This is a genomic window from Clostridia bacterium (genome assembly GCA_035561135.1).
Taxonomy (GTDB): domain Bacteria; phylum Acidobacteriota; class Terriglobia; order Terriglobales; family Acidobacteriaceae; genus DATMYA01.
The window spans coordinates 1-22,356 of record DATMYA010000009.1; the positions used below are offsets into that span (position 1 = coordinate 1).

Consider the following 22,356-nt stretch of genomic DNA (forward strand, 5'->3'; position numbering starts at 1 on the left):
ACTACCGTGTTCTTGCCGCGATAGGTGATATCGCCGGGCAACCGTCCAATGGGCAGATTGAGGCGTCCGGCAACGAGCAGGAGCACGCCGACCAGCAATAGCACAGCTCCGAAGATAATCAGCACTCGTCCGATGTCGCCCATTCTTATCCCAGTCAAACTTATCCCCAGTCAAACATTGTTCGATGAAGACTTCGAGAATATTGCATCATCGTTCGCGTGAAATCATAAGGATCCATTGCTCGTCATGCGCAACTCCGAGCGTTCGCCGCAAATGCTATTCGATCAACATGCAGTCGCCGTAAGAGAAGAAGCGGTACCGCTCCCTTACAGCGTGTTCGTAGGCGGCGAGCACGCGCTCCCGTCCGGCAAATGCCGAAACCAGCATGAGCAGCGTGGATTGCGGCAAGTGGAAGTTGGTGAGCATGGCGCCAACAACTCGGAACTGGAATCCGGGGTAGATGAAAATATCGGCCTCGCCGCTCTGGGCTGAAATCGCCTGAAAACTGTCACCCGCTTGCGAGGCGCTTTGCTGGGCGGCGCTGGTGTCACCCGCCTTCGCGGCGCTCTGTTGGGCGGCAAATTCGAGCGTGCGGACCGAGGTCGTGCCGACGGCAACGATGCGGCGGCCGGAGCTGCGGGCGCGGTTGATTTTTTCCGATGCCTCGGGCGAAATGCTGTAACGCTCGCGATGAATACGGTGCTGCTCCACGACTTCTGAACGCACGGGCTGGAAAGTGCCCAGGCCGACGTGGAGAGTGACTTCGGCGGTCTCTATGCCGCGCTGGCGAAGGCGTTCCAGAATCTCTGGCGTGAAGTGCAGTCCGGCAGTAGGCGCGGCGACGGAACCGCGTTCGCGGGCGAAGATCGTCTGGTACTGCTCGCGGTCTTCCGGGCGGTCAGCGCGGTGGATGTAGGGCGGCAGCGGTACGTGGCCGAGCCGCTCAAGGGTGCCGAAGAAGTCCGCAACCGATTGGAAACGGACGGTGCGCTCGCCGAATTCCCCGCGCGCAACGACCTCGGCCTGAAGCTCGCCTCTCTCTCCTTCTCCGAAATATAGCTGCTCGCCGATGCCTATCTTCCGACCCGGCCTGACCAGCGCCTCCCACGTTTGCGGATCGGAGGAGAGCTGTTTTGTCAGAAGCACCTCCATGCGGCCGTGGAGGAACTCCTTCATCGCCGGATTCTGCGGGCTGAGCGGCTGCGAATGAATACCGGCACGGCGTCCATAGAGGCGCGCCGGCAGAACGCGAGTGTTATTGAAGACGACTAGATCGTCAGGGCGGAGCAAGTCGGGAAACTGGCCGAAATGAGTGTCGCGAAATCCGTTCGTCTCCCGTCTCAGATGGAGCATCCGCGCCGCAGCGCGGTCACACAGCGGTTGCTGCGCGATCAGTTCCTCTGGCAAGTAGAAATCAAATTCCGTAACGAGCACGGATAGATTATAAGGCGGCAGTTATTACGCAATTCATCAGCGCCACTCGCGGGATGCCTAACTTCCCAGACCGCCTGCAGCACGCAGCCCGACGAGATTGCGGTACTTCCGAACTGATTTGGCGAAGGCGTGCCGGGTGGGATACTATACGCCAACTGCGTGAGATTCCCCGTAGGACTCGACCGAGCAGTTCCCTTTATCATGAGCGATCACGAGCACCGGCACGAACTCGTTAAACTCGGCAAGATGCTGCATGAAAAAGGCTTTATTGCGGCTACCGACGGCAATTTGTCTGTCCGGCAGAGCGATGGGACTGTGCTCTCTACGCCGACCTGCATGTGCAAAGGCATGATGTCTGGCGAAGACATGGTGCGCGTGGACATGGACGGCCGCAAAGTCGATGGCTTTCGCGAGGTTTCCAGCGAAATCGCCATGCACCTCACAATTTACAAGCTGCGCCCGGACGTGAATGCCGTAGTGCATTCGCATCCGCCGACGGCTACAGGCTATGCCGCAGCGGGACTCTCTCTGGACCAGGCACTGGTTTCCGAAATCGTACTGTCGCTCGGCTCTGTGCCACTCGCAAAGTACGCCACGCCGGGCACTCCCGAGCTTTCCGCAAGCCTCGCCCCGCTCGTGCCGGATCACAATGCAATTCTGATGGCTAACCATGGCGTGGTGACCTATGCGGAGGATCTCCTGACGGCTTACATGCATATGGAGACCGTTGAGCACTTTGCAAGAATCGCGTTGGTCACGCATCAACTCGGCCGGCAGAAGGTTTTGAGCGAAGAGAATGTTCGCAAGCTGATCGTCGCCAGAGAGAAGTACCGTGCGATGAGGATGGCTACTTCGAAACCCGCCTAGTGGGCGTACCACCGGCCTTTTGTTGAGTGCAACGCTACTCGCAATCCCGTTTCAACTGCCAGCGAAAATGTCGAATTGTCATCTGACATAGTCAGCTGAAATATCGAATCGGCCATCCGAGGAAAGTCATCCCGCGTCTGCCGTTAGCTGCGCTAGGTTCAACGCCGAAGAAGGGGCACGCCTTCAGGCGTGCCGTAAGCCGCACTCAATCAGAGGCGGCTTTTAGCCGCTGAGGGTCGCTCTAGACTCAATGCTGCTAACTCTACTCGCCGCCAATTCGGAACCGCATACCGGCGCGGAAGTTGGCTTTCAGCCCGGGATACCCCACGACATCGTTGTAACGGTGGTTGAGAATGTTCCCGATATTGGCATAGGCCGTAACGCGCCGATTGATGGCGTACCAGGCGGAGACGTCGGCGCGCGCGTAGCCGGCCGCATAGTTGACCGGCGGTATCGCCCCGAAGAAGAAGTCTGAGTCTGAGCGTCGGCCAACGAAGGTGCCGCCGAGCGATCCGCCCCAGCGGGTACCGTTGTAGGTTAGCAGCAGGTTGCCGCTGTGCTTAGGGCGGCGCAGCAAGGGCTCTCCCGCGGCGTTGCAGCCGAACCCCGGCGTGCAGAGCGGCGCGCTAAGAACCTGCGTCGACGTGTAAACGTAAGCGCCGTCGAGCGAGAGACGGCGCGAGATGCGTCCACTCAGCTCGACTTCCGCTCCGTGCGCCAGCGAGCGATTGATGTTGATGTACTGCGACGCGACAGCATCGAACTTGAACTGGATCTGGTCGGTGAAACGGTTATTGAAGTATGTGGCTGCCAGAGCATAGCGTCCGCCGAAAAGGCTCTGCTGGAAGCCGCCTTCGAGTGAGCGCGCACGCTCCGGCCGCAGATCAGGATTCCCGATAGTCACGAATGAGCCTGTGACTCCGAACGACTCCTCGAAGGTCGGCGCCTTGATCCCCTCTGAATAGCTGCCCCGCAGTCGCGTTCCAGAGAAGAGCGAGCCGCCGCGCAGTGCCAGCAGCGTGAGAGTGGCACGCGGCAAAACCTTATTGCCGAAGCTTTCGTTGTGCTCATAGCGAGCACCGGCCAGCAGCGACAGGCGACGCCAGTTCACGAACTGCTCGCCAAAAACAGCGTGATTGCGTCGCAGTCCGTGCGTGTGCGTCGCACCGGGAAATCCGAATGACACAAACGAACTGTCGATAAAGCCGTTCTCATCTTCGAAGTGGTATCCGAAAACTGTACGGGTCCACTCACGCGGGGAAATCTCGGACGTGTATTGCAAACCCGCGCGATTGAACTTCGTGCGCGAATCGAATGGATCATCGAACGGCCGGCCGGCGTCGGCAACCGTATCGGAGTTCCGGCGCTGGTGGTTGTATTCGAACCCGGTGAAGCGGTGGATCCAGTTGTTAGGGCCAACGACGGTGAGGTCGGCACTGGCCAGGAAGTTATTCTGCCGCGCGTACTGATCGCTATCGGGCGGAATGAATGTGAAATTGTTGAACCACCAGTTCGACGGCACGCCCGTGCGGCTGTTGGAATGGCGGGCGCGCAATCGCAGAGAAACATTCTCTGCGAGCCGTACACCGAAATTCGCTCCCTGCGAGGCGTTGGAATACTCGTCGTTGATGCCCTGCCCGCTGGTGTTGAACTGCTCACCGAAGAGGTTGTAGTCGAAGCGGCCGCGGGCGGCGGCAACCGATGCGTATCCGCGAGCGGTGCCAAACGTGCCGCCTTCGGCGCCAAAGCGAAGTTCGGGGACGGGAGTCGATCCGGGGGCACTCCACGCCTGCACCACACTGGTCATGGCGTCTGAGCCGTACAGACTGCTGGCCGCGCCACGCAGAAGTTCAACACGCTCGATCTGGTCCAGAGAGACCACGCCGAAATCGAATGTGCCGCCGGCATCGTTCACAGGAACGTCATCGATTAGAACTTTGTTGTAGCGCGACTCGCCGCCACGCACGAAGAGCGTGGAAAGCCCGCCACGGCGTCCTGCATCGGCCAGGGTAACGCCGGGGGCGAAGCGAAGAGCATCGCCAAGGTCGGTTGCGTTCAGCGCCTCCAGCGTCTCAGTACCGAGAGTGCCAACGGTCACGCCGGACTGTTCGGCGGGCAAGGGAGCGGCGGCAGCGGTGACGACGACCGTTTCCGGTGCGGCGGCGATCGCTAGTTTGATGAGGGCGGACGTTTCGCCACCGACTTCCACCCGCTCGACCCGCTCAGCGAACCCAGGTGCAAGAACGCGGACACGGTATGACCCGGCACTGATGCCGCTGAAGGCGGCGGAGCCTGCGGCAGAAGCAGGCGAAACGGCGAGCACGCGCCCGCCAGAAGCGTCGAGCAGACTAACGCGCGCCTTGGGTACAACGGCGGAATGGGGATCGATGACGCGGACTTTGAGGTCAGCGGCGTAGCTGAAACCGGACACAAGGAAAAGCAGAATGGCACTGCGGACGAATCGCAAGACGTCCTCCTTTGCACGCGAAAGGGGTTTATTGTCGGCGTTCGCGCCGGTCTCCTGGCTTGACGAGATGCGTCCTGAGTCGTCCGAGTCATGCTCGGAGACGATTCAGCCGGCCTTCCCATGCCTGATGGCACAGTGACCGGCAGACGAGTCGCGACCAACACGGTCGGGACATTTGGGCCTCTTCAGGCCCACTCGTTTACAGTTGCGCGGCAGCGCGGGATTCTCACCCGCTTCCCAAAGTCCCCGGCGAGCGCCGGGAACGCGCGAACGATAGATTTGAAAAGAACGCAGAGCGCGAGTTTATTCCGCTCTGGATCAAAAGTTGACTCTAAGTAAAAACTCGGCAGGTGTCAACGCGCGCGTGCGACCTGCTCCTCTGCGTAGTGCCGGACGCGTTCGAGTGCCTGCTGCATTTCTTCGTGCAGGAGCTTCATCTGTTCAGACCCGGCTTCCCTGGGCACGACGATAGGAGCCGACCATCGAATGTGCGCGCGGGAAAACGGTTTCGGAATCATGAAGTCGTCCCAGGAGTTCAGTTGCCATGTTTTGCTTAACGCAACATAGAAGCAGAGGATGGGTGCTCCGGTATTGCGCGCCAGCAGCACCGGGCCGGGCTTGGCAACGTACTTGGGGCCGCGCGGACCATCGATGGTGAACGCCGCGATACCCCCAGCCTCAATGACGGTGTGCATCCCGAGCAGGGCGCGAACGGCTCCCCGAGAACTCGAGCCGCGCACGGCACGGAAACCAAAACTCTCGATAATGCGCGCGATGTACTCGCCATCGAAGCTGCGGCTTGTCATCACAGAAACGCCACGATCACGAAAATAGTATGTCGCCGGAAAAACGGACCGGTGCCAGAACGGAGCAATCACACGCGCCGGCGGCATCCCGTCGTCCGGAATCTCGGATGGCTGTTCGCTGCTGCACTCGTATCTCAGAGTTGCGCCAATTAACCGAATTGCGATGTAGCCGATGGTGCTGATGAACCAAAGCGCAATTCGCTGACGAAGAGTGAATGCTTCGTCAGCCTTCGTCTTGCGCTCGGCTTCGACTTCTACGGAATTGGCCACGGCACGATTGTAACGGGTGATTCGTCTTTTACCTCTGAGCTTGTCTACTAATGTCGTCCCCTCCGTGACGTAATGCTGCGCGGATTGGGAGTCGAAGCCTGAGAGCCAGCCGAACCGATGATAGCGTTCAGCGCCTGAGCAATACGCGACGTTGCGCCCGCTCCGTAATGCACACCGTCCGCCTGAAAGAAGCTCATGTCGAGGTTGTCGGGAAGCAGCGAATCCAAATCTAGCAGATACTCATAGTCATTCGATGAGCGTATCAATGCGTTGTAGCCGATGCGCTCAATATCCTTTTGGCCGGTGATGCGAGGGCTACGGCTTATCGTCGCTGCGATCACCGTAAACCCGTCAGCTTTAGCTTGTAGCCAATATGCTTTCAGCGAGGCAAACATGGCTGCACTTGTCCCGCCCACTGTGATGTCGTTGTGGCCGACGATCACAACCAGATACGTAGGCGTGTTGCCCGTGACCGCTGGCCGCAACGGATACACCTGGCTGGCATAATCCGCGACGATGTTACCGATGGTGTGACCAGATGTTGCGACGTTGTAGCGCGGGCCGCGCCCCACAAGATTGCTCAAGGCTCCTGCCTTTACATCCCACTTGTCAGCGTCGGCGAGACCGTATCCTGCCGCGTTGCTGGCACCCTCCACAACAAGCGAAGCGACAGAGTTCGCCTTGACGCTCTTAGCTGTGACCGAATTAGGGGTGATGTCCTTGCCGTCCGCTGACGCCTCAAGATCAACGTACTGTTTGGTCCCCGCATCCGTCTCTTTCGCTGGGGAGGTCCTGGCATTCTGAGCAAAGCCAGCTACCGAGTACAGCAATACCGCCATCATTACAAGTCGTTTCATGTTGTCGATTGCTCCTAAAAGAAGATGAAGCTCGCGCTGGTGTTCTCATCCGTACTAGCTACGGGCGTGGTCTCGCACTGAAGGGTGAGCGAGCTGGCCGTCACCGTCGCATATAGTAGGCTTGGTCTAGCTCCAACAGCACTTGGATTGCATCCGTACGTACCGATGTGCTCCGCGTTACCGGCGGAGGGACGTCGGCACTGATGTTTGGTATCGTGCTCATGGCGCGATAACTTTTCCATGTGATTTTGGTCAACCCGCCATCGAGCGAGTAGGACAGGGTCGCTATATCGCCCAAGCTGATATGTCCATTCACTTCGACTGAACAGCGTGCGCAGCGTGTGCGTCGTTGCCGAGTACGGAAAGATTCGCCGATGTGGGTGCGACAGCGCGGTTTCACCCGGGTGTTTCAGCAGCATTCTGCTGCAATGCAGGGGTCTTTTGCTCGTACGCGCCGCCCCCGCCTCCGCGCTCCTTCACTACGGCTTCTTGCCAGGCAAATCCACACTCACAAATTATTTGTCTTCCTGACGGAGCGCAGCGGAGTCGAAGACCCTGTTGCACTAACGCCAATCGCTCCTAGCCATGCTCCGATTATCAGGCATACTTAATCCACTTCAGCAACTCCGGCAGGGTGGGCCGCTTACCGTACATCAGGATGCCAACGCGGTAGATACGCGAGCAGAGCGCGACCATCCCATAAATGGAGACGGCGAGAATGCCTATGGACAGGAATATCTGCCACAGCGGTGGTTGTTGCACGACAATTCGAACGAACATGATGAGCGGAGAGGTAAATGGAAAGAGCGATAGCCAGAATGATGTCGCAGAATTCGGCTGCCTGATTACCGCGAACGCGAAAGTGCTGCACAGGATGATGGGCAGCATGACGGGCCACTGCATCTGTTGCGCTTCCTCGTCCGAGTTCACCATCGCGGCGACTGCAGCGTACATCGTGCTGTAGAGCACGAAGCCGAGCAGGAAAAACACGGGGAAGAATATGTAGACGCCCGGCGCGATGTGCAGTTGCGCCAGGTAAGGCTTGGCGGCGACCACCGCCGGTGTGGAAGCGATGAGGCCAAGCGCCACCCAGATCAGAATTTGCGTAAGACCGACGGCTCCAACGCCGAGAATCTTGCCGGCCATCATCTGGCGTGGTGTCGCGGACGACAGCAGCACCTCTATGACGCGCGATGTTTTCTCTTCCAGCACCGAGCGCATCACGGCAACGCCATAGATGAGCACGGTCATGTAAATCATCATCATGAGCAGGAACGGAAGCGCAACCTCACCGATTCCCCCGGACTTGCTTTCCTTGCCATTCTCGATCCGGATGGTCTCGATTTCGTACGGCCTCAGCAGTCGTTCGGATTGTTCAGTGGAGAGCCCGTAGACGCCGAGTTGCTGCTTCATCAGCGCCGCTGTCACAGCCGTCTTGAGCGAGACGACCTCCATAAAATCGCTGGCGCCGCGGCTGCCGTAAATGAGCTTGTGAGCCTCGATGGCGTCATCGCCAACCCAGAGAAAGCCTTCGAGCGTGCCGTTATTCACTCGCTCGGTAAGCGCCTTTCTGCCTGCTTCTGACGCGTCCAGACTGACTTCCACAAAGTACCTGGGCGGATTCTCGCTTCGTCCTTCAAAACCCGTCCTGAGCGCGGCTACACCGTTTTCGAGTTGCTGCTTAACGGCGTTGGCGACGAACTCGTTCGAGCCCGCGACCACGATATGGTGGTCGCCCCCAGAGCGCATCGACGCCAGTTTGCTGGGCACCATGATAATGCCCACGACGAATACCGGCATCAATACGGTGAACAGGATGAACGCCTTGCTGCGCACGCGTTCCAGGTATTCGCGTCGAAGAATCAGCCAGGTATTACGCATCTTTGACCACCACATCTTTTCCGACCACGTCGATGAAGATCTCTTCCAGCGAAGGCTCTACCAGCTCGAACCGGTTCACTCGCGCCGTCTTCATCGCTATCTCCAGCAGTTGTTGCGAATCTGCGCCCGGCTGCAAGCGAAGCTCGACGAAGTTGCCGTAGTTATTGAACGACTGGACTAGATCGCTGCGTTCGAGGAAAGGGGCCGCCCCATCGTATTCCATCTGTACGCTGCTGCGGCCGTAGCCGGCTTTGATCTGCTTCAGTTCGCCTTCGAGCACGGACTTGCCGCGATTGACCAGGCAAATGGAATCGCAAAGCCGCTCTACCTGATCCATACGATGGGTTGAGAACAGGATCGTTTTTCCAGCTTGCTTGAGTTCGAGCAGGATGTTCTTGAGATCCATGGCGTTCGCCGGATCGAGGCCGGAGAAGGGCTCGTCCATGATCACGAACTCCGGTTGATGGAGCACGGCGGCAATGAACTGAACCTTCTGCTGCATGCCCTTCGAGAGCTCTTCGACCTTTGACTTGGCCCAGCGGCCGAGTTCTAGCCGCTCCAGCCACCACATCGCGCGCTTCGCGGCTTCCATGCGCTCCACGCCCTTGAGTTCCGCAAGGAAGACCAGCAGTTCGAGAATGTGCATGCGCTTGTAGAGCCCGCGCTCTTCCGGCAGATAACCGATGCGCGCGAGATGTTCGCGGCGGAAGTGCTCGCCGAACAACCGAACTTCGCCGGAGTCCGGCAAGGTGATGCCAATCATTGTGCGTAGCGTGCTGGTTTTGCCGGCTCCATTAGGGCCAAGTAGCCCGTACACCGTTCCCGGACGTATCGCGAATGACAGGTTATCGACGGCTTTGAATTGGTCGTAGCTTTTGCAGATCGAGCACAGCTCAAGGGTGTTCGTCATGGATGGGCAGTTCGTCCGCTCAACTTATTCAAGGTCGAGATATTCATCAATCCAAATCTTGATTCGGAACCGGTTCTGCTCCTGCGGTTCGAAACGGAATCCCGCAAGGCGCTGTTCTGGCCGAACCCAGGCGACCCGCGCCTGCAATGTCAACGTTGGCAACTTCGGCAAGTTGAGCGTCACTTCGCAGGGGTCGCCGATCTTAAATGAGTGCATTGTTTCTGCCGAGAGTCCGCCACCGCTGATCTCCTGCAATGTCGCCCGGGTGTGGACAGTGTCGTGAACAACGCGAAGCTCGCTCACGATAGGGATGCGGATGTACCGGCGCAGTTCGTGAAGAACGAGCAGGTGAGTGGCACGCACAACCCGCAATGCGTTCTGGCGCTCGACAGGATCGTTGATGATTGCGTTCACGCCATACTGCGAAAAGCGCAGGGATTGCTGCGCGCTGGCGCATATTCCGTAAATGACCATCCTGTGGTTCGAGGGCGATTTCCGAATTGTGGTCAGAATGTTGCCGGCATTTTCGTCCAGGCAAACGACACACGCTTCCATCTTCTCTTTGTGAATACGTTCAATCGCCTGGTCGAGACTGATTTCCACGGAATCAATACCGAACTGGCGGAAACATTCGCGCAGCAGCGCCGTCGTTGGCTCGTCCAGCCCAACGAGGGCGACCCTGGCGGCAATTCGCGACACCGGCGTCTTCTGCGGTGTGATGGCAGGAACAGATGGCATATTGAGGGTCCGAACTCCGGGAGCGTTATTGTGTCTCGAACCCGCAGCTTTGGCAATGCTTAGCAGTTGCCTACTGATGTGCACCGACGGCGCGGCGACGCATGGGTCCATGCCTCAGGCGTACCGTACTTTCTGAAATAAACGAAAGGCACGGCGCGAGCCGTGCCTTTTGCCTTTCGGAATTAAGCTATTCAGTCCAGCGACGGAAAGCGAGACAGCCGTTTGTTCCGCCGAAGCCAAATGAGTTCGAGAGTGCGATGTTGAGGTCCATCTTGCGCGCCGTGAGTGGCACGTAGTCCAGGTCGCATTCCGCGTCAACATGGTCGAGGTTGGCAGTAGGCGGCACGATCTGGTTGCAAAGTGCGAGGATCGTGATGCCTGCCTCCAGTCCGCCAGCGCCACCGAGAAGGTGTCCCGTCATGGACTTGGTAGAACTGACGGCAACCTTGCAGGCGTGTTCGCCGAGCGCACGCTTGATGGCCAGCGTCTCCAGCTTGTCGCCAAGCGGAGTCGATGTGCCGTGAGCGTTGATGTAGTCAACCTGGCTGGGTGAAATCCCTGCATCCTTCATCGCGTTCTGCATGACGCGGCAGCCGCCGTCGCCATCTTCCGCCGGTTGAGTGATGTGGTTGGCATCGCCGCTCATGCCGTAGCCGATGATCTCGGCAAGGATGTTGGCGCCACGAGCGCGCGCGAACTCGAGTTCTTCGAGCACGAGCATCCCGGAGCCCTCGCCGATAACGAAGCCGTCGCGTTCGGTGTCCCAGGGACGCGAAGCGCGTTCAGGATCGTCATTGCGCGTAGAGAGCGCGCGCATGGCAGCGAAGCCGCCGACGCCCATGGGCGTGATGGCCGCTTCAGTGCCGCCAGCGATCATCGCGTCGGCATCCCCGCGAGCGATGATCTTGAAGGCATCGCCGACGGAGTGTGCGCTGGACGTGCACGCAGTGCACGTAGCCTCGTTCGGGCCTTTCGCGCCGTAGCGAATACTGACATGCCCGGCAGCGAGATTGACGATTGCGGCAGGAATGAAGAAGGGCGAGATTTTCCGCGGGCCGCCATTGAGCAGATTGGAGTGCTCGCGCTCGATCACATCGAAACCGCCGATGCCTGAGCCGATATGCACGCCGACGCGGGTGGCGAGCTCGGGCGTGACTTTCAGTCCCGACATTCTCATTGCTTCATCCGTGGCGGCGAGCGCCATGTGGATGAAGCGGCCCATCTTTTTAACTTCCTTCTTGTCGATGAAGTTGAGCGGGTCGAAGTTCTTGACCTCAGCCGCGATCTGGCACGCGAACTGGGCAGTGTCAAAGGCCGTGATACGGGCAACACCGCTTTTCCCGGCGAGAAGGTTTTGCCAAACCTCATCGACGGTGTGACCGACCCCGCAAATAAGACCGATTCCCGTGATTACTACGCGGCGGGCCAAGGGTTATTTGCCGCCTTTCGAGTTCTTGCCGATGTACTCGACAGCGTCTTTCACGGTGCGAATCTTTTCGGCGTCTTCGTCGGGAATCTCAATATCAAAAGCTTCTTCGAAGGCCATGACGAGTTCGACGGTGTCCAGCGAATCCGCGCCGAGGTCGTCAACAAACGACGCATTGGCCGTTACTTCACCTTCATCGACACCGAGCTGTTCCACAATGATCTGCTTTACTTTTTCATCAACTGAAGCCATTGAGCGTAGTTCTCCTTTTCGCGAGCTTCCGGCAAACGGTGTGCGCGGCAGTTCGCGGAAAGCTCTGCCGCGGCGTTCTCGTTGCGCCGCCGTGCATGAACGGATTTCGAAGGCGGCACAACGAACCGCCGCGAACTGTTATTTCCCAACCTTGGCGTGTTTGCCGATGTAATCGACGGCATCGTGCACGGTGCGGATCTTCTCCGCGTCTTCGTCAGGAATTTCTATGTCGAAAGCCTCTTCAAAGGCCATTACCAACTCGACCGTGTCCAAGGAGTCGGCGCCGAGGTCATCGACGAATGACGCGCTCGTCGTGACTTCTGCTTCATCGACACCCAACTGCTCGACAATAATCTGCTTAACTTTCTCTTCTACGGATGCCATATGATTGGCGCCTCCTGTGGGGAATGACAAACTGGATAGTCTACTGGCGCGTCTGAATCTCTGTAAAGAAATACGAGCCGGGCGCCAGCGACACGGCTCACATGAAGTGCTGGAAATCTGGTTGAGTCCCCATAATAGTACGTCAGAGGGGTCCCAAACTCAGCCATCATCCTAACCGCTGCTCAAAATACGGTCAACGCAAGGTGACAACCAGAGCAATCGTGCGGCGAGGAACCAGCCTCGCCGCATTTGTTGAAAAGTGCTCCACTACCTGCTGTACTGGTCGCGCAGATGCGTCTGTCGATTGTCCAGAGGAATCTCGCGACCCTGTATGAACACACGCTTTACGTCCGTCTTCACATCAAGCGGATCGCCGCTCGCGACCACAATGTTGGCGGTCTTGCCGGCGTCGAGGGAGCCCAACTGCTTATCGACTCCCCATATTTCAGCAGCATTGAGGGTAACGGCCTTTAACGCCTCGTCATACGGTAAACCGAACGCAACCGCGTATCCGGCGGCGTAGGGCAAGTTACGGGAGTTGTGCGCCTCATAGCTCGCAAAGGCGATCTTAACGCCACGCTTGTGCAACTCGGCTGGCAGTCGATAAACAGCATCGTAGCGCTGGTCGTCCTTCGGAAGTTCGTAGATGGGACCGACGATGACCGGAACCTTGAGTTCGGCGATGCGATCCATCAGCTTCTGCGAACGCGTCACGTGGTTCAAAACAAACCTCAGCTTGAACTCGTTGGCGAGCGCGACAATGGTCTCTACGTCGCTCGGTTCGTGGGCTGCAAGCACGATAGGCCGAGTGCCTTCCAGATAGGGCGCCAGCGCCTCCAGCTTGAGATCGCGCTTTGGTGGGCCGTCCTTCTCCTTATCCGTGGCCGACTTCTTTTCGTACTCGTGCCACTTACGGGAATACTCCTGCGTATCGAGGAAGGCCTGACGAAGTTGTGCGACCACGCCCATGCGCGTCTGCGGATACTTAGCTTTCTCGAACGATGCGTTACGACGCTGCTCTCCCGTAAAGTTCAGTGGCATAGCGATGTCGCGCGTCAGAATCATCTCGGGCGCGGAGCGGCCATCGAGCTGTATCAGGAGATCCTGTCCGGGAATGGTGTCGCGGCTGGCCGGCGCGACAATCGCGTTCGTGACGCCGTTGGCGCGGGTTACGGGAATAAGCTCCGATTCCGCATGGAAGGCGTCATACACGTGCATGTGCGGCATGATGTTGTCGCTGGACTCGATGAGGTCATTCGTCGCGTCGTCGGCCTCGATCTCGATGAGCCCAAGGTGAGTTTCTGAATCGATGAGGCCGGGATACACCGTCATGCCAGTGACGTCGATGACGCGAGCGTTGGCTGGAATGTTTACCGACCCTGCAACTCCCACCGCAGTAATCTTTCCGCCGTGCATGACCAGCACACCGTTCGGGATGACGCCGTGCGTGATCGTCAGCAGCTTGCCTCCCTTAAGGACGACCGGTGCCGGTGGAACCGGGGAGCGGTCAGGCACACCGCGCCCAACCCCTGCTTCCGGCTGTTTCGGTTTCTGCGCGAAACAGAACGAAGAAAGGAGGAAAACAGCAATGAGCAGCACAACCGTTCTGGCTGACACATGACAGTTAACAACCGAGGACTGACTCACAGGCCCTCCTTATAGTTCGGCATGCCGTATCCGGGCAGCGAGCGATCAAACCACAACTGGCCATCGATCCAAACCTTATCGGCAACGGCGTAGGTAGAGAGCGGATAGTCGCTCCACAGAACGAGGTCGGCATCTTTGCCCACGTCGATGGAACCGACGCGGTCTTCGACGCCCATAATCCACGCGGCGTTAAGCGTGATCATCTGGAGCGCTTCCTGCTCGGTGGCGCCTCCATAACGCATCGTCTTCGCGGCTTCCTGATTGAGGCGCCTGATGTAGTCGTCGGAGTCGCTCTTGATCGCCACACGGACTCCCTTGCGCATCGACATCACCGCATTCCATGGAATGGCGTCCCAAGCCTCGTACTTATAGCCCCACCAGTCGGCGAATGTGTCTATGCCTACGCCCTCTTTCTCGAGCTCGTCGGCGACCTTGTAGGCCTCCAGCGCGTGATGGAAGGCGCGTACCTTGTAGCCAAATTCCTTCGCCATCTGTAACTCTGTCAGGAACTCGTCAGCCCTGTAGCAGTGGATATGTACGAGGAACTTGCCGCGAAGGACGTCGGCAAGGGCTTCGAGCTTAAGGTCGCGCTTGGGCTGCTTGGCGTCTTTGTCGCCCTTCTTCGCTTTCGCCGTGTAGTCGTCCCACTCGCGCATGTATTCGCGCGCTTCCTGAAGAGCCTGTCGCTGCACGGCAAAATTGCCCATGCGCGTGGACGGCAACTGTTCCCTGCTTCCAAAGACGCGCTTGGGATTCTCGCCGCTGGCGAACTTGATCGACGCGGGCGCGCCGGGGAAAAGCATCTTTTCTTTGGACAATCCGAACTTGTTCTTGATGACAACGGACTGCCCGCCAATCATGTCAGCCGAACCGTGCAGCAGCATGGCACTGGTGACGCCCGCTGCAAGCGCGCGATAAATAGCTTTATCCGTGTAAACGAAGGCGTCCTCCATGCGCATATGCGGCACGATGGGACTGGTCGCTTCATTCACGTCATCGGACAAGGCCATGTGCGAGTGCGAATCGATGATGCCGGCCGTCACGAACTTCCCTGCAATGTCGATAACGGGGACTCCGGCAGGCGCGTTGACGGTAGTGCCGAAGGCGGCGATCTTGCCATCCTTCACATGAATGCTGCCGCGTTCGATGCGCCCATGCGTCGAAGTAAGAAGCGTCGCATTACGCAGGACAAATTCACTCGTTGGCGTAGCTGGTTGCGCAGTCTGCTGGACGACAGGTTGCTGGGCAAACGCGGCGCAGCTCAACAGAAGCGCCGCTATCGCAAGCGCGGCGCGTGATAGCGAGGATCTCACCATAGATACAGGCTCCTTAGAAATGCAGACCCGGAGTGAGCGCGATTCTAAAGGAAGGACGCAGCGCACGCTATTACTTAGCCGAGAAGTTTCAGACTCCCGACTCTCGACTTCCCCCTTGCAGCATCCGCTTTGAAGTTCGAAACTATCCCCCATGCGTGCTGTAGTGCAGCGTGTGAGCCGCGCTCGAGTGAGCGTGAATGGCGAAGTGACGGGACAGATCGGTACGGGCTTGCTCGTGCTGCTCGGCGTTGGGCAAACCGACTCCGAACCGGCTGCCGACTACCTCGCCGAAAAGATCGCTGGATTGCGCGTCTTCGAAGACACCGAGGGCAAGATGAATCTCTCTATCGCAGACGTGGGGGGCGCGATGCTGGCCGTTTCGCAGTTCACGCTTTTCGGCGATGTCAGGCGTGGCAAGCGCCCCTCGTTCGATGAGGCGGCCCGTCCAGAACGCGCGAAGGAACTGTACGACTACTTTGTCGAGAAGATTCGTGCCGCGGGTCTGCGCTGCGAGACCGGCGTCTTCCAGGCCACGATGGATGTGGAACTGGTGAACGCGGGTCCAGTCACGATCCTGCTGGATTCTGCAAAGCTCTTCTAATGCGAACGACCGCAGCCCTTCGTAGCAGCCAAGGCACAACGGTCATTCAGCAGAGACAATGGCATCGGCGACGGCTGCGGCCTCTACCGCAGGACGAACGTCATGCACTCGGACAATTAGCGCGCCCTTGAGGATGACCGCTGCGACGCTCGCGATAGTGCCGTGGAGTCGTTCCGCTGGGGACAGATCGTGGGCCGACTCGTGGCTGACCTCGGCCAGGCGCTGCCCGACCGTGCGTCCAATGAACGACTTGCGCGAAGTTCCGGCGAGGAGCGGGAAGCCCAGCTTGCGAAGGTCCCCAAAATGGGCTAGCAGAGGATAGTTCTCATCGAAGCTCTTGCCAAATCCATAGCCTGGGTCAAGCACAATGCGCTCCCGAGCAATTCCGGCCCCCATGGCTTTCGCGGCGGCGATCTCCAGTTCCCGGGCGACTGTGCCGACGACATCGTCGAGGGGTGGCAGAGTACGCCAATCTTCCGGACGCCCGCGCATGTGCATCAGTACGCAACCGCAGCCGAGTTCGCCGATGGTCGGGAGCATCTCGGCGTCCCAGGTTCCGCCACTGACATCGTTCACGATTTCCGCGCCTGCCTCTACGGCACGGCGTGCTACGGAAGCTTTGTATGTATCGATGGAAATGACGCAGTCTGGGCGCTCGCGTTTGAGGCGCTCGATAACAGGCACGACGCGTGCGATCTCGTCTTCTGCCGACACGGATGGCAGCCAGTAACTCGCGTCATGCTTCGAGAGCGGCGCGCCCTGGGGCGCTTCCTGAGTTCCCGCTGTGCCGGGCTGCACGGCCGCGCCAGGCCGCGTAGACTCGCCGCCCAAGTCCAGGATGTCGGCGCCTTGCTCCAGCAGTTCCAAGCCGTGATCGACCGCCCGCTCGGGAGCAAAGTACAGTCCGCCATCGGAAAACGAGTCTGGGGTAATGTTGACGATACCCATGACGAGCGTGCGTTCGCCCAGGGCGAGCGAACGACGACCAATCTGCCAGGAGAATGCTTGCCTCATGCAGCGATTGTAGTGTAGAAGCCCGTGCAACTACATCGCCGAGAAGGCCTCCGGGCGATCTCTGGATGTCATGCTTGCGGCCGACTTCAGCCTTCTTCCTGTGATGTGATCAGTAGGCCTGCCCTGGATATCTGTGCGATGCTGAGCGCCTGGCAGAAAAAATGGGAGACAGTGCTTTCGGAGTATCCAATACCGCATAGCTTGCATTTCGTACGCCGGCAACCCAGATTCTCCCGATTACTAGTGAGATGGCCTGTTCCCGACAACAATCGTGGAACCACTTGCTTGTTCGCGGTGTCAGTAGCCCTCAGGAGCTTGAATGAGCCGACGAAACCGAACGGCGGTGCTGTGTCTCGTCAGCGTAGCGATTATCCTGACGGCTTCTGTTGTAGGTTGGCGGCATCTGCGCCCAGCAACCCTCTCTCAGACGGAACTGTGGTTGAGCCATCCTGAGACGAATACAGTACTGACCGACACCGACTATCAGGTGCTTTCATCTTTCCTCAAAGGCGGACAGACCAGTATCCGCATCGGTAGCAGCAGAGGTAGTTCAGTCCTTGCGCCAACTACTGCACTCTTTTTCGAACCTATCCCTATCGAAGACCAGAACTGGATGAAGCGCGAGCTTAAGGGACTACAGGACGATACCATCGCCGCGTTTCATGGCTGTATGTCCCATCTGGCAGTAGTGGCACCTCGCTTCGCAGTCTCTGAGCCGTACCACATCGGTACCTTCGAAGAAGTTGAGAGTATCGAGAAGTTGTACGCCCATTACCCGCAGACGAACGGATTCGTGAGGTTTTCGTGCGTTGCGTACAGTAGGAATGAACCCCAAGCATTGTTCTGGATAGAACGACGAATGTCGCCCTCAGCAGTCGGGATGTTTGTACTCATGGAGAAGAACGCCAGCGGTGAGTGGGTTCAGGCTGGCGAAATGGTTCGATGGATTGCCTGATGGGGCGGTTAGTTGATGATAAATCGCCATATCGCAAGTAATCCGGTTTTGCTCGATAGCGAGTGAGATGGCCTGATACCGCCAGCAATTTAGAAACTTGATGGTGTCAGAGGGACCTTATGACAAAACGACTCATCATCTCGGCTTTGCTAACTGCGCTTCTGGTCGCTATAAGTGCGGTTTATTTAGTCGCACAGAAACCGTCAAAGCCCATCAGCGTTGGGATGATTCCGTTGCTTGCGACGCCGCAGAACTATAAAGGCAAGCATATCCAGACATGGGGATACCTGCATATTGGGCGTATACCTGAAGACGATAGCCTCTGGCTGCGGAAGGAGGACGGGGACAATTCCCTTATGAAGAACTCGTTAGCTCTTGTGCTTTCAAGCGAACAGCGGCAAGCGTTCAGTTGCGTGAATCACACCTACGTTTTGGTCCAAGGAACGCTTCATTCGGAAGGTCCAGACACGTCCAGTATGAACAGCGGAACAATCACGCGAATAACGCACTTGATAGGTTGGTCGCCTTACCGCGATTCGCCGTGTGAGCCAAAGCAGCAGTGCGTTTTGGTGGATAGTTGGCGGTATGTCGCCATACCGTAAGTAATTGGGGGTATCTGGATAGGTTACGATATGGCCTGATATCGTCAACAATCCATCTGGACGACTATCAACGTGAGCGGTAGAGTGCGTACGTGCCTGATATTCCAATGAAGAAGCTATTCAGTCGGCGTGAACCCACGGAAAACGAAGTCGCCGAGACCATTGAGAAGTTCGTCGCTGGAACCTGTGGGCAATGGGACTGGGACGACTTCATTTCCGTCACGTTCAAGAACGGCAATGTTGAAGCGGCGCGTGTGGAGTGCTTAAAAGTCGCGGAAGACTTCCCTGGTGGCGCTTCGCGCTGGTGCAGCGATGACGGTCTGTTACGTCTATTGGCCATAGCAGCCAGTCTACGTAGTGCATCTCGCTGATGCTCAAGCGGATTACTGTTGGTATATCCCCATACCACTCACTATCGAGGGTAGCTGAATAGGTTACGAGATGGCCTGTTCTCGCCAACAACCCACCGCCACACTGGAATGCTCATGCTTATGCGCAAGAGCCTCACACTCGCGGTAGTCGCGCTGTTGTTGGATATCAACGGTTGCTCCCGGGACAAAACAGGAGCCATCACGTACAAGTATCTGCGCCAAATTAGCGGCGCCAACGCGAAAGACTGCGGATATGTTCGTTTCGGAGAAAGCACTGCCCAAACTGACCAGTGCGTAATGGATGCCTACAAGCGGCATCAGCCTTTTATCGCAAGATATGACGTGAAGGGACTAGATTCACGGCTTGTGCTTGGGCTAGCTGGTGATGGAACAGAAAAAATCGTCAGCGTGAAGTACGACAGCGAAGGGTGGGAGCGGCCTAGCCGCACCGGCGCATCGTTGGTCGAAGGCAATCATGTATTGCTCACGCCATGTCCAGTTCCCGTGCAGTTCTCGAAAGAGCAGTCAGGCCATCTTGCCTGTTATCAGTGAGAGGTGAGACGCCCGTGCTGGGTGCTGGGGGCGAACGTGAGTTTGCAGCAAATCCGCATCAAACCGATGTATGATTTGTGAGTAGCGGTATGCGGAACTATCGGCTCCACCTCATTCTCTTCCTGCTCTTCGCTCTCGCGTTGCAGCTTTCTGCAGCCGAGCGAAAAGACCTGGCCAAGCGCGTTGACGAAGTGCTGGCTCAGCCCGACGCTGCCCGTGGCTTCTGGGGCATTGAGATCGTCAGCCTTGACTCCGGCAAGACTCTCTACTCGCAGAACGCTGAGAAGCTGTTCACTCCGGCATCGAACACAAAGTTATTCACGACGGCTGCGGCGCTGGCGCTTGTTGGACCGGATCATCGCTTCCGCACCACCATCGAAACCGCAGGGACTGTGGACAAATACGGTCGCCTAAGCGGCGATCTTGTGCTGGTGGGCCGCGGCGATCCGAACCTCTCCGGCCGCACCCTGCCGTACAACCTGCGTACCGAACGCAAGCTGCCGGCCATCAAAGCGCTGGAAGAACTCGCCGACCAGATCGTTGCCAAAGGCGTGAAGGTGATCGACGGCGACATCGTGGCGGACGATTCCTATTTCGCATTCGAACGCTACGGAGAAGGCTGGTCTCAGGACGACCTTGTCTGGGAGTGGGGCGCGCCCGTATCGGCACTGACCATCAATGACAACGTGCTGTTCGTCTCCATTCTGCCGGCCGATCGGGCGGGCGATAAGGCGTTCGTCAGCGTTACGCCGTTCCCCGAGTACTACCGCATCGACAATCGAGTCATGACCACGCCTCCGGGCACAGGGCCGCGCAAGGTTTACATCAGCCGCGAACCCGGCTCGGAGCAATTAACCCTCTGGGGCAACATTCCGTTGGACGATGTTGGCGCGGCCGAGTCGCTCGCCATAGAGGATCCGGCCGACTACGCGGCCAAACTCCTGAGCCGTCTGCTCCAGAGGCGTGGTGTCGTAACCTACGGTCGAACCCGCACGCGCCACACGGAACTCGCGGCGCTGAGCACGTTCTCCGTAACAACGCTCGCGTCTGCGGGCGGCGGCAACGAAGCGAGAATGCATCCGCAGGCGATTTCGCCACTGGTACTAGGCTCGTACGAGTCTGCGCCGATCGCGCAGGACCTTCGGGTCATCAACAAGGTCAGCCAGAATTTGCATGCGGAAATCTTGCTCAGATTGCTGGGGCGCGAAAAAGGCGCAGGCGGCACCATCGAGGGCGGACTGGAAGTGATCCGCGGATGGCTGGTGCAGGTCGGCATCCGTCCCGAAGAGTATGCGTTCTACGATGGGTCAGGACTGTCACGCCAAAACCTGGTGACGCCGGATGCGGTCGTAAAGTTGCTGACGTATGTCAGCAGGCAACCGTGGGGCGCGCAGTTCCAGGACACATTGCCGGTGGGCGGCATTGATGGCTCGCTGGCAGATCGCTTCAAATCAGCGACCATGCTGAGTCGCGTAAAAGCGAAAACCGGATCGTTGGGTCATGTGAACGCATTGTCAGGCTACGCGACCACGATGAAGGGCGAACACGTGGCGTTTTCGATCCTTGTCAACAACCACACGATGCCTTCGAAGAAGATGCTGGAAGCGATGGACAGTATCGTTGAGGCGATGGTGAACGATACCAGGAAGAAATGACGGTATCGAATTTGCCGTCCCGCGTGTGAAGCGTGCGTACGCGCCGCGGCTCCCCTACAAGCTGACCTGCATCGAACCTACGGTGCCAACCACTCTGTTACCGCAGCTCACAATTGACCGTGACAACGTCCGGCGGAGTTGAAGGGCCGGGGAAGACAAAGCCGGCAACCTCGAAACCCGCAGACGCCGCCAAAGGCGATGGTTCTAGGACAGCGGAGCCCGAACTCCGGCGCAGGCGCACTGGTCCTCGACCGAAATCCTGCGGGAACTCGACATCGTCAGTCGCCCCACAACATATGTATAGCGATAGAAGATCGCAGAATTGCAGGATTTCCAGCAACCTTGATACGGGCTCGTGTGTCGCGCCCTGCTCGGCCAGCGAGCGCTGCCGATGCTTTTCAGTTTCAACAAACTGCTGAATGTGCTGCACGTCTTCCGGACTATCTTCCGGGTTGCGTAAGCGGTGCTTCGCGAGCCAGCAGAAGTGCTGGCTGACCATTGCCCCGCCCAGAGGTGTGAGTGCCACGGCGCGAGCGACGGAGCCGCTCCACGCCGTGAGAAACGTCTTGGGCTTCATTTCAGTGAAGGTCAAGGGCTTGCCATCTGCCCCGAGTGATGGTGTCTGCGGCGACGGAAGAACTCCATCGAAGGGCTCCCAACCTGCATCATGCAGGCCAATGCAGTGGACAACTTCGGGCGAGAGATCAGGGAACTGCTCTGGGGCGAAGCTGGCTGCCAGGCGACCGGAGAGCGTAGCGTGGTCCGGTTGCGTGATGAGCCAGTAGCGCTCGGCGCGAAGCTTCTGCGTCTTCTCAACCGCCTGCCACACGGGGATAAAACCATTCGGTTTCGGCGCGACATGCGCGTTACCTGCCGGACGAACAATCATGACTCGTGCCTCTGGCGAGAGCTCATCGACGGGCTCTCGCGCGACGGGCAGCCGTGGCGCCTTCTTTAACCGGCCCGGTACTGGACGGAGGTTTGCGCGCGCCATCCAGCAACTGTTTCAGCACCACGGCATTATTTCGAACCGGGTCGCGAGCGGAGTACACGAGTGTCACCATGCGCTTGCTGCGCACAACTTCATGCAGCTGCTCCAGTGATTCTGACGCAGATTCTTGCGCCAGTTCTGCAAGATAGCGCCTGCGGAACGTCAGCCACTGGGTTGTATGCGCGTGGAACCACTTTCGCAAGTTGTCCGACGGTGAAAGGTCGCGCACCCAGAGATCAATCTGCGCATCGTCTTTCTTGATGCCACGTGGCCAGAGACGATCGACGAGCACGCGGAATCCGTCGTCCGGCGTCGGAGTTTCGTAGGCGCGCTTGATCGCAATAGGCATAGGCTATCATG

Annotated in this window: 22 protein-coding genes and 1 riboswitch; of the genes, 6 read left to right on the top strand and 16 right to left on the bottom strand. The window is 58.3% G+C overall.

Features of this window, described 5'->3' with window-relative positions; translation table 11 throughout:
• Both VN622_03270 and queA read right to left on the bottom strand, forming a co-directional pair.
• On the bottom strand, positions 1–143 hold a 143-nt coding region (locus tag VN622_03270; protein HWR34877.1), incomplete at its 3' end, for a DUF2905 family protein.
• 133 nt (positions 144–276) lie between these two features.
• The gene (queA, locus tag VN622_03275; GenBank protein ID HWR34878.1) at positions 277–1,434 is read right to left on the bottom strand and encodes a tRNA preQ1(34) S-adenosylmethionine ribosyltransferase-isomerase QueA; all 1,158 of its coding nucleotides are present in this window, start codon (positions 1,432–1,434) and stop codon (positions 277–279) included.
• A 201-nt stretch (positions 1,435–1,635) separates the two neighbouring features.
• Here queA and VN622_03280 point away from each other — a divergent pair, with 201 nt between their 5' ends.
• Positions 1,636–2,301 (top strand): class II aldolase/adducin family protein, encoded by a 666-nt coding sequence (locus VN622_03280; protein ID HWR34879.1) that lies wholly within the window; start codon positions 1,636–1,638, stop codon positions 2,299–2,301.
• A 262-nt stretch (positions 2,302–2,563) separates the two neighbouring features.
• Here the strand turns inward: VN622_03280 and VN622_03285 are convergent, their stop codons facing one another.
• The 11 genes from VN622_03285 to VN622_03335 form a co-directional block, all read right to left on the bottom strand.
• Complete coding sequence (locus tag VN622_03285; GenBank protein HWR34880.1) at positions 2,564–4,768, bottom strand: TonB-dependent receptor; 2,205 nt, start codon at positions 4,766–4,768, stop codon at positions 2,564–2,566.
• A 26-nt stretch (positions 4,769–4,794) separates the two neighbouring features.
• A riboswitch (cobalamin riboswitch) is annotated at positions 4,795–5,051 on the bottom strand.
• 70 nt (positions 5,052–5,121) lie between these two features.
• The gene (locus tag VN622_03290; protein HWR34881.1) at positions 5,122–5,844 is read right to left on the bottom strand and encodes a lysophospholipid acyltransferase family protein; all 723 of its coding nucleotides are present in this window, start codon (positions 5,842–5,844) and stop codon (positions 5,122–5,124) included.
• 47 nt (positions 5,845–5,891) lie between these two features.
• Positions 5,892–6,701 carry an SGNH/GDSL hydrolase family protein gene (locus VN622_03295; GenBank protein HWR34882.1) on the bottom strand — a complete coding sequence of 270 codons (810 nt, stop codon included), beginning with the start codon at positions 6,699–6,701 and terminating at the stop codon, positions 5,892–5,894.
• A gap of 597 nt (positions 6,702–7,298) precedes the next feature.
• Positions 7,299–8,582, bottom strand: coding sequence for an ABC transporter permease (locus VN622_03300; protein ID HWR34883.1), 1,284 nt, complete (start codon positions 8,580–8,582; stop codon positions 7,299–7,301).
• Complete coding sequence (locus VN622_03305) at positions 8,575–9,492, bottom strand: ATP-binding cassette domain-containing protein (protein HWR34884.1); 918 nt, start codon at positions 9,490–9,492, stop codon at positions 8,575–8,577. The genes VN622_03300 and VN622_03305 overlap by 8 nt, the downstream gene beginning before the upstream one ends.
• A gap of 24 nt (positions 9,493–9,516) precedes the next feature.
• On the bottom strand, positions 9,517–10,230 hold the full coding sequence (locus VN622_03310) for a PilZ domain-containing protein (GenBank protein ID HWR34885.1): 714 nt from the start codon (positions 10,228–10,230) through the stop codon (positions 9,517–9,519).
• Positions 10,231–10,417: 187 nt separating this feature from the next.
• Entirely contained in the window at positions 10,418–11,659 is a 1,242-nt protein-coding gene (gene fabF, locus VN622_03315) for a beta-ketoacyl-ACP synthase II (protein HWR34886.1), read from the bottom strand.
• A gap of 3 nt (positions 11,660–11,662) precedes the next feature.
• Positions 11,663–11,908 (bottom strand): acyl carrier protein, encoded by a 246-nt coding sequence (gene acpP / locus VN622_03320; GenBank protein HWR34887.1) that lies wholly within the window; start codon positions 11,906–11,908, stop codon positions 11,663–11,665.
• 138 nt (positions 11,909–12,046) lie between these two features.
• Positions 12,047–12,292: an acyl carrier protein gene (acpP, locus tag VN622_03325; GenBank protein HWR34888.1), complete on the bottom strand. Its 246-nt coding sequence runs from the start codon at positions 12,290–12,292 to the stop codon at positions 12,047–12,049.
• A gap of 267 nt (positions 12,293–12,559) precedes the next feature.
• On the bottom strand, positions 12,560–13,807 hold the full coding sequence (locus VN622_03330; protein HWR34889.1) for an amidohydrolase family protein: 1,248 nt from the start codon (positions 13,805–13,807) through the stop codon (positions 12,560–12,562).
• Positions 13,808–13,935: 128 nt separating this feature from the next.
• On the bottom strand, positions 13,936–15,255 hold the full coding sequence (locus VN622_03335; GenBank protein ID HWR34890.1) for an amidohydrolase: 1,320 nt from the start codon (positions 15,253–15,255) through the stop codon (positions 13,936–13,938).
• A gap of 151 nt (positions 15,256–15,406) precedes the next feature.
• Here VN622_03335 and dtd point away from each other — a divergent pair, with 151 nt between their 5' ends.
• Positions 15,407–15,856 carry a D-aminoacyl-tRNA deacylase gene (gene dtd, locus VN622_03340; protein ID HWR34891.1) on the top strand — a complete coding sequence of 150 codons (450 nt, stop codon included), beginning with the start codon at positions 15,407–15,409 and terminating at the stop codon, positions 15,854–15,856.
• A gap of 42 nt (positions 15,857–15,898) precedes the next feature.
• Here dtd and folP read toward each other — a convergent pair whose 3' ends face one another.
• Positions 15,899–16,870, bottom strand: a complete 972-nt coding sequence (folP, locus tag VN622_03345) for a dihydropteroate synthase (GenBank protein HWR34892.1) — start codon at positions 16,868–16,870, stop codon at positions 15,899–15,901.
• A 319-nt stretch (positions 16,871–17,189) separates the two neighbouring features.
• Between folP and VN622_03350 the strand changes: the two genes are divergently transcribed.
• The 4 genes from VN622_03350 (at position 17,190) to dacB (ending at position 21,005) form a co-directional block, all read left to right on the top strand.
• Complete coding sequence (locus VN622_03350) at positions 17,190–17,825, top strand: hypothetical protein (protein HWR34893.1); 636 nt, start codon at positions 17,190–17,192, stop codon at positions 17,823–17,825.
• 709 nt (positions 17,826–18,534) lie between these two features.
• Positions 18,535–18,798 carry a hypothetical protein gene (locus tag VN622_03355; protein HWR34894.1) on the top strand — a complete coding sequence of 88 codons (264 nt, stop codon included), beginning with the start codon at positions 18,535–18,537 and terminating at the stop codon, positions 18,796–18,798.
• A gap of 114 nt (positions 18,799–18,912) precedes the next feature.
• A complete protein-coding gene (locus VN622_03360) occupies positions 18,913–19,350 on the top strand; it encodes a hypothetical protein (protein HWR34895.1) in 438 nt (145 codons plus the stop codon).
• Between the two features lie 89 nt (positions 19,351–19,439).
• Entirely contained in the window at positions 19,440–21,005 is a 1,566-nt protein-coding gene (gene dacB, locus VN622_03365; GenBank protein HWR34896.1) for a D-alanyl-D-alanine carboxypeptidase/D-alanyl-D-alanine-endopeptidase, read from the top strand.
• A 97-nt stretch (positions 21,006–21,102) separates the two neighbouring features.
• Here the strand turns inward: dacB and VN622_03370 are convergent, their stop codons facing one another.
• Together VN622_03370 and VN622_03375 are read right to left on the bottom strand one after the other, a co-directional pair.
• Positions 21,103–21,894: a DUF3891 family protein gene (locus VN622_03370; protein ID HWR34897.1), complete on the bottom strand. Its 792-nt coding sequence runs from the start codon at positions 21,892–21,894 to the stop codon at positions 21,103–21,105.
• A gap of 22 nt (positions 21,895–21,916) precedes the next feature.
• Complete coding sequence (locus tag VN622_03375) at positions 21,917–22,345, bottom strand: DUF488 family protein (GenBank protein HWR34898.1); 429 nt, start codon at positions 22,343–22,345, stop codon at positions 21,917–21,919.
• Positions 22,346–22,356: the final 11 nt, after the last annotated feature.

Coding starts and splice junctions, on each gene's coding strand:
- acpP (HWR34888.1), bottom strand. CDS start 12,292: ATGGCATCCGTAGAAGAGAAAGTTAAGCAGATTATTGTCGAGCAGTTG.
- dacB (HWR34896.1), top strand. CDS start 19,440: ATGCGGAACTATCGGCTCCACCTCATTCTCTTCCTGCTCTTCGCTCTC.
- VN622_03280 (HWR34879.1), top strand. CDS start 1,636: ATGAGCGATCACGAGCACCGGCACGAACTCGTTAAACTCGGCAAGATG.
- VN622_03350 (HWR34893.1), top strand. CDS start 17,190: ATGAGCCGACGAAACCGAACGGCGGTGCTGTGTCTCGTCAGCGTAGCG.
- VN622_03370 (HWR34897.1), bottom strand. CDS start 21,894: ATGATTGTTCGTCCGGCAGGTAACGCGCATGTCGCGCCGAAACCGAAT.
- folP (HWR34892.1), bottom strand. CDS start 16,870: ATGAGGCAAGCATTCTCCTGGCAGATTGGTCGTCGTTCGCTCGCCCTG.
- VN622_03360 (HWR34895.1), top strand. CDS start 18,913: ATGCTTATGCGCAAGAGCCTCACACTCGCGGTAGTCGCGCTGTTGTTG.
- VN622_03305 (HWR34884.1), bottom strand. CDS start 9,492: ATGACGAACACCCTTGAGCTGTGCTCGATCTGCAAAAGCTACGACCAA.
- VN622_03300 (HWR34883.1), bottom strand. CDS start 8,582: ATGCGTAATACCTGGCTGATTCTTCGACGCGAATACCTGGAACGCGTG.
- VN622_03335 (HWR34890.1), bottom strand. CDS start 15,255: ATGGTGAGATCCTCGCTATCACGCGCCGCGCTTGCGATAGCGGCGCTT.
- dtd (HWR34891.1), top strand. CDS start 15,407: ATGCGTGCTGTAGTGCAGCGTGTGAGCCGCGCTCGAGTGAGCGTGAAT.
- VN622_03310 (HWR34885.1), bottom strand. CDS start 10,230: ATGCCATCTGTTCCTGCCATCACACCGCAGAAGACGCCGGTGTCGCGA.
- VN622_03375 (HWR34898.1), bottom strand. CDS start 22,345: ATGCCTATTGCGATCAAGCGCGCCTACGAAACTCCGACGCCGGACGAC.
- VN622_03355 (HWR34894.1), top strand. CDS start 18,535: ATGAAGAAGCTATTCAGTCGGCGTGAACCCACGGAAAACGAAGTCGCC.
- acpP (HWR34887.1), bottom strand. CDS start 11,908: ATGGCTTCAGTTGATGAAAAAGTAAAGCAGATCATTGTGGAACAGCTC.
- VN622_03295 (HWR34882.1), bottom strand. CDS start 6,701: ATGAAACGACTTGTAATGATGGCGGTATTGCTGTACTCGGTAGCTGGC.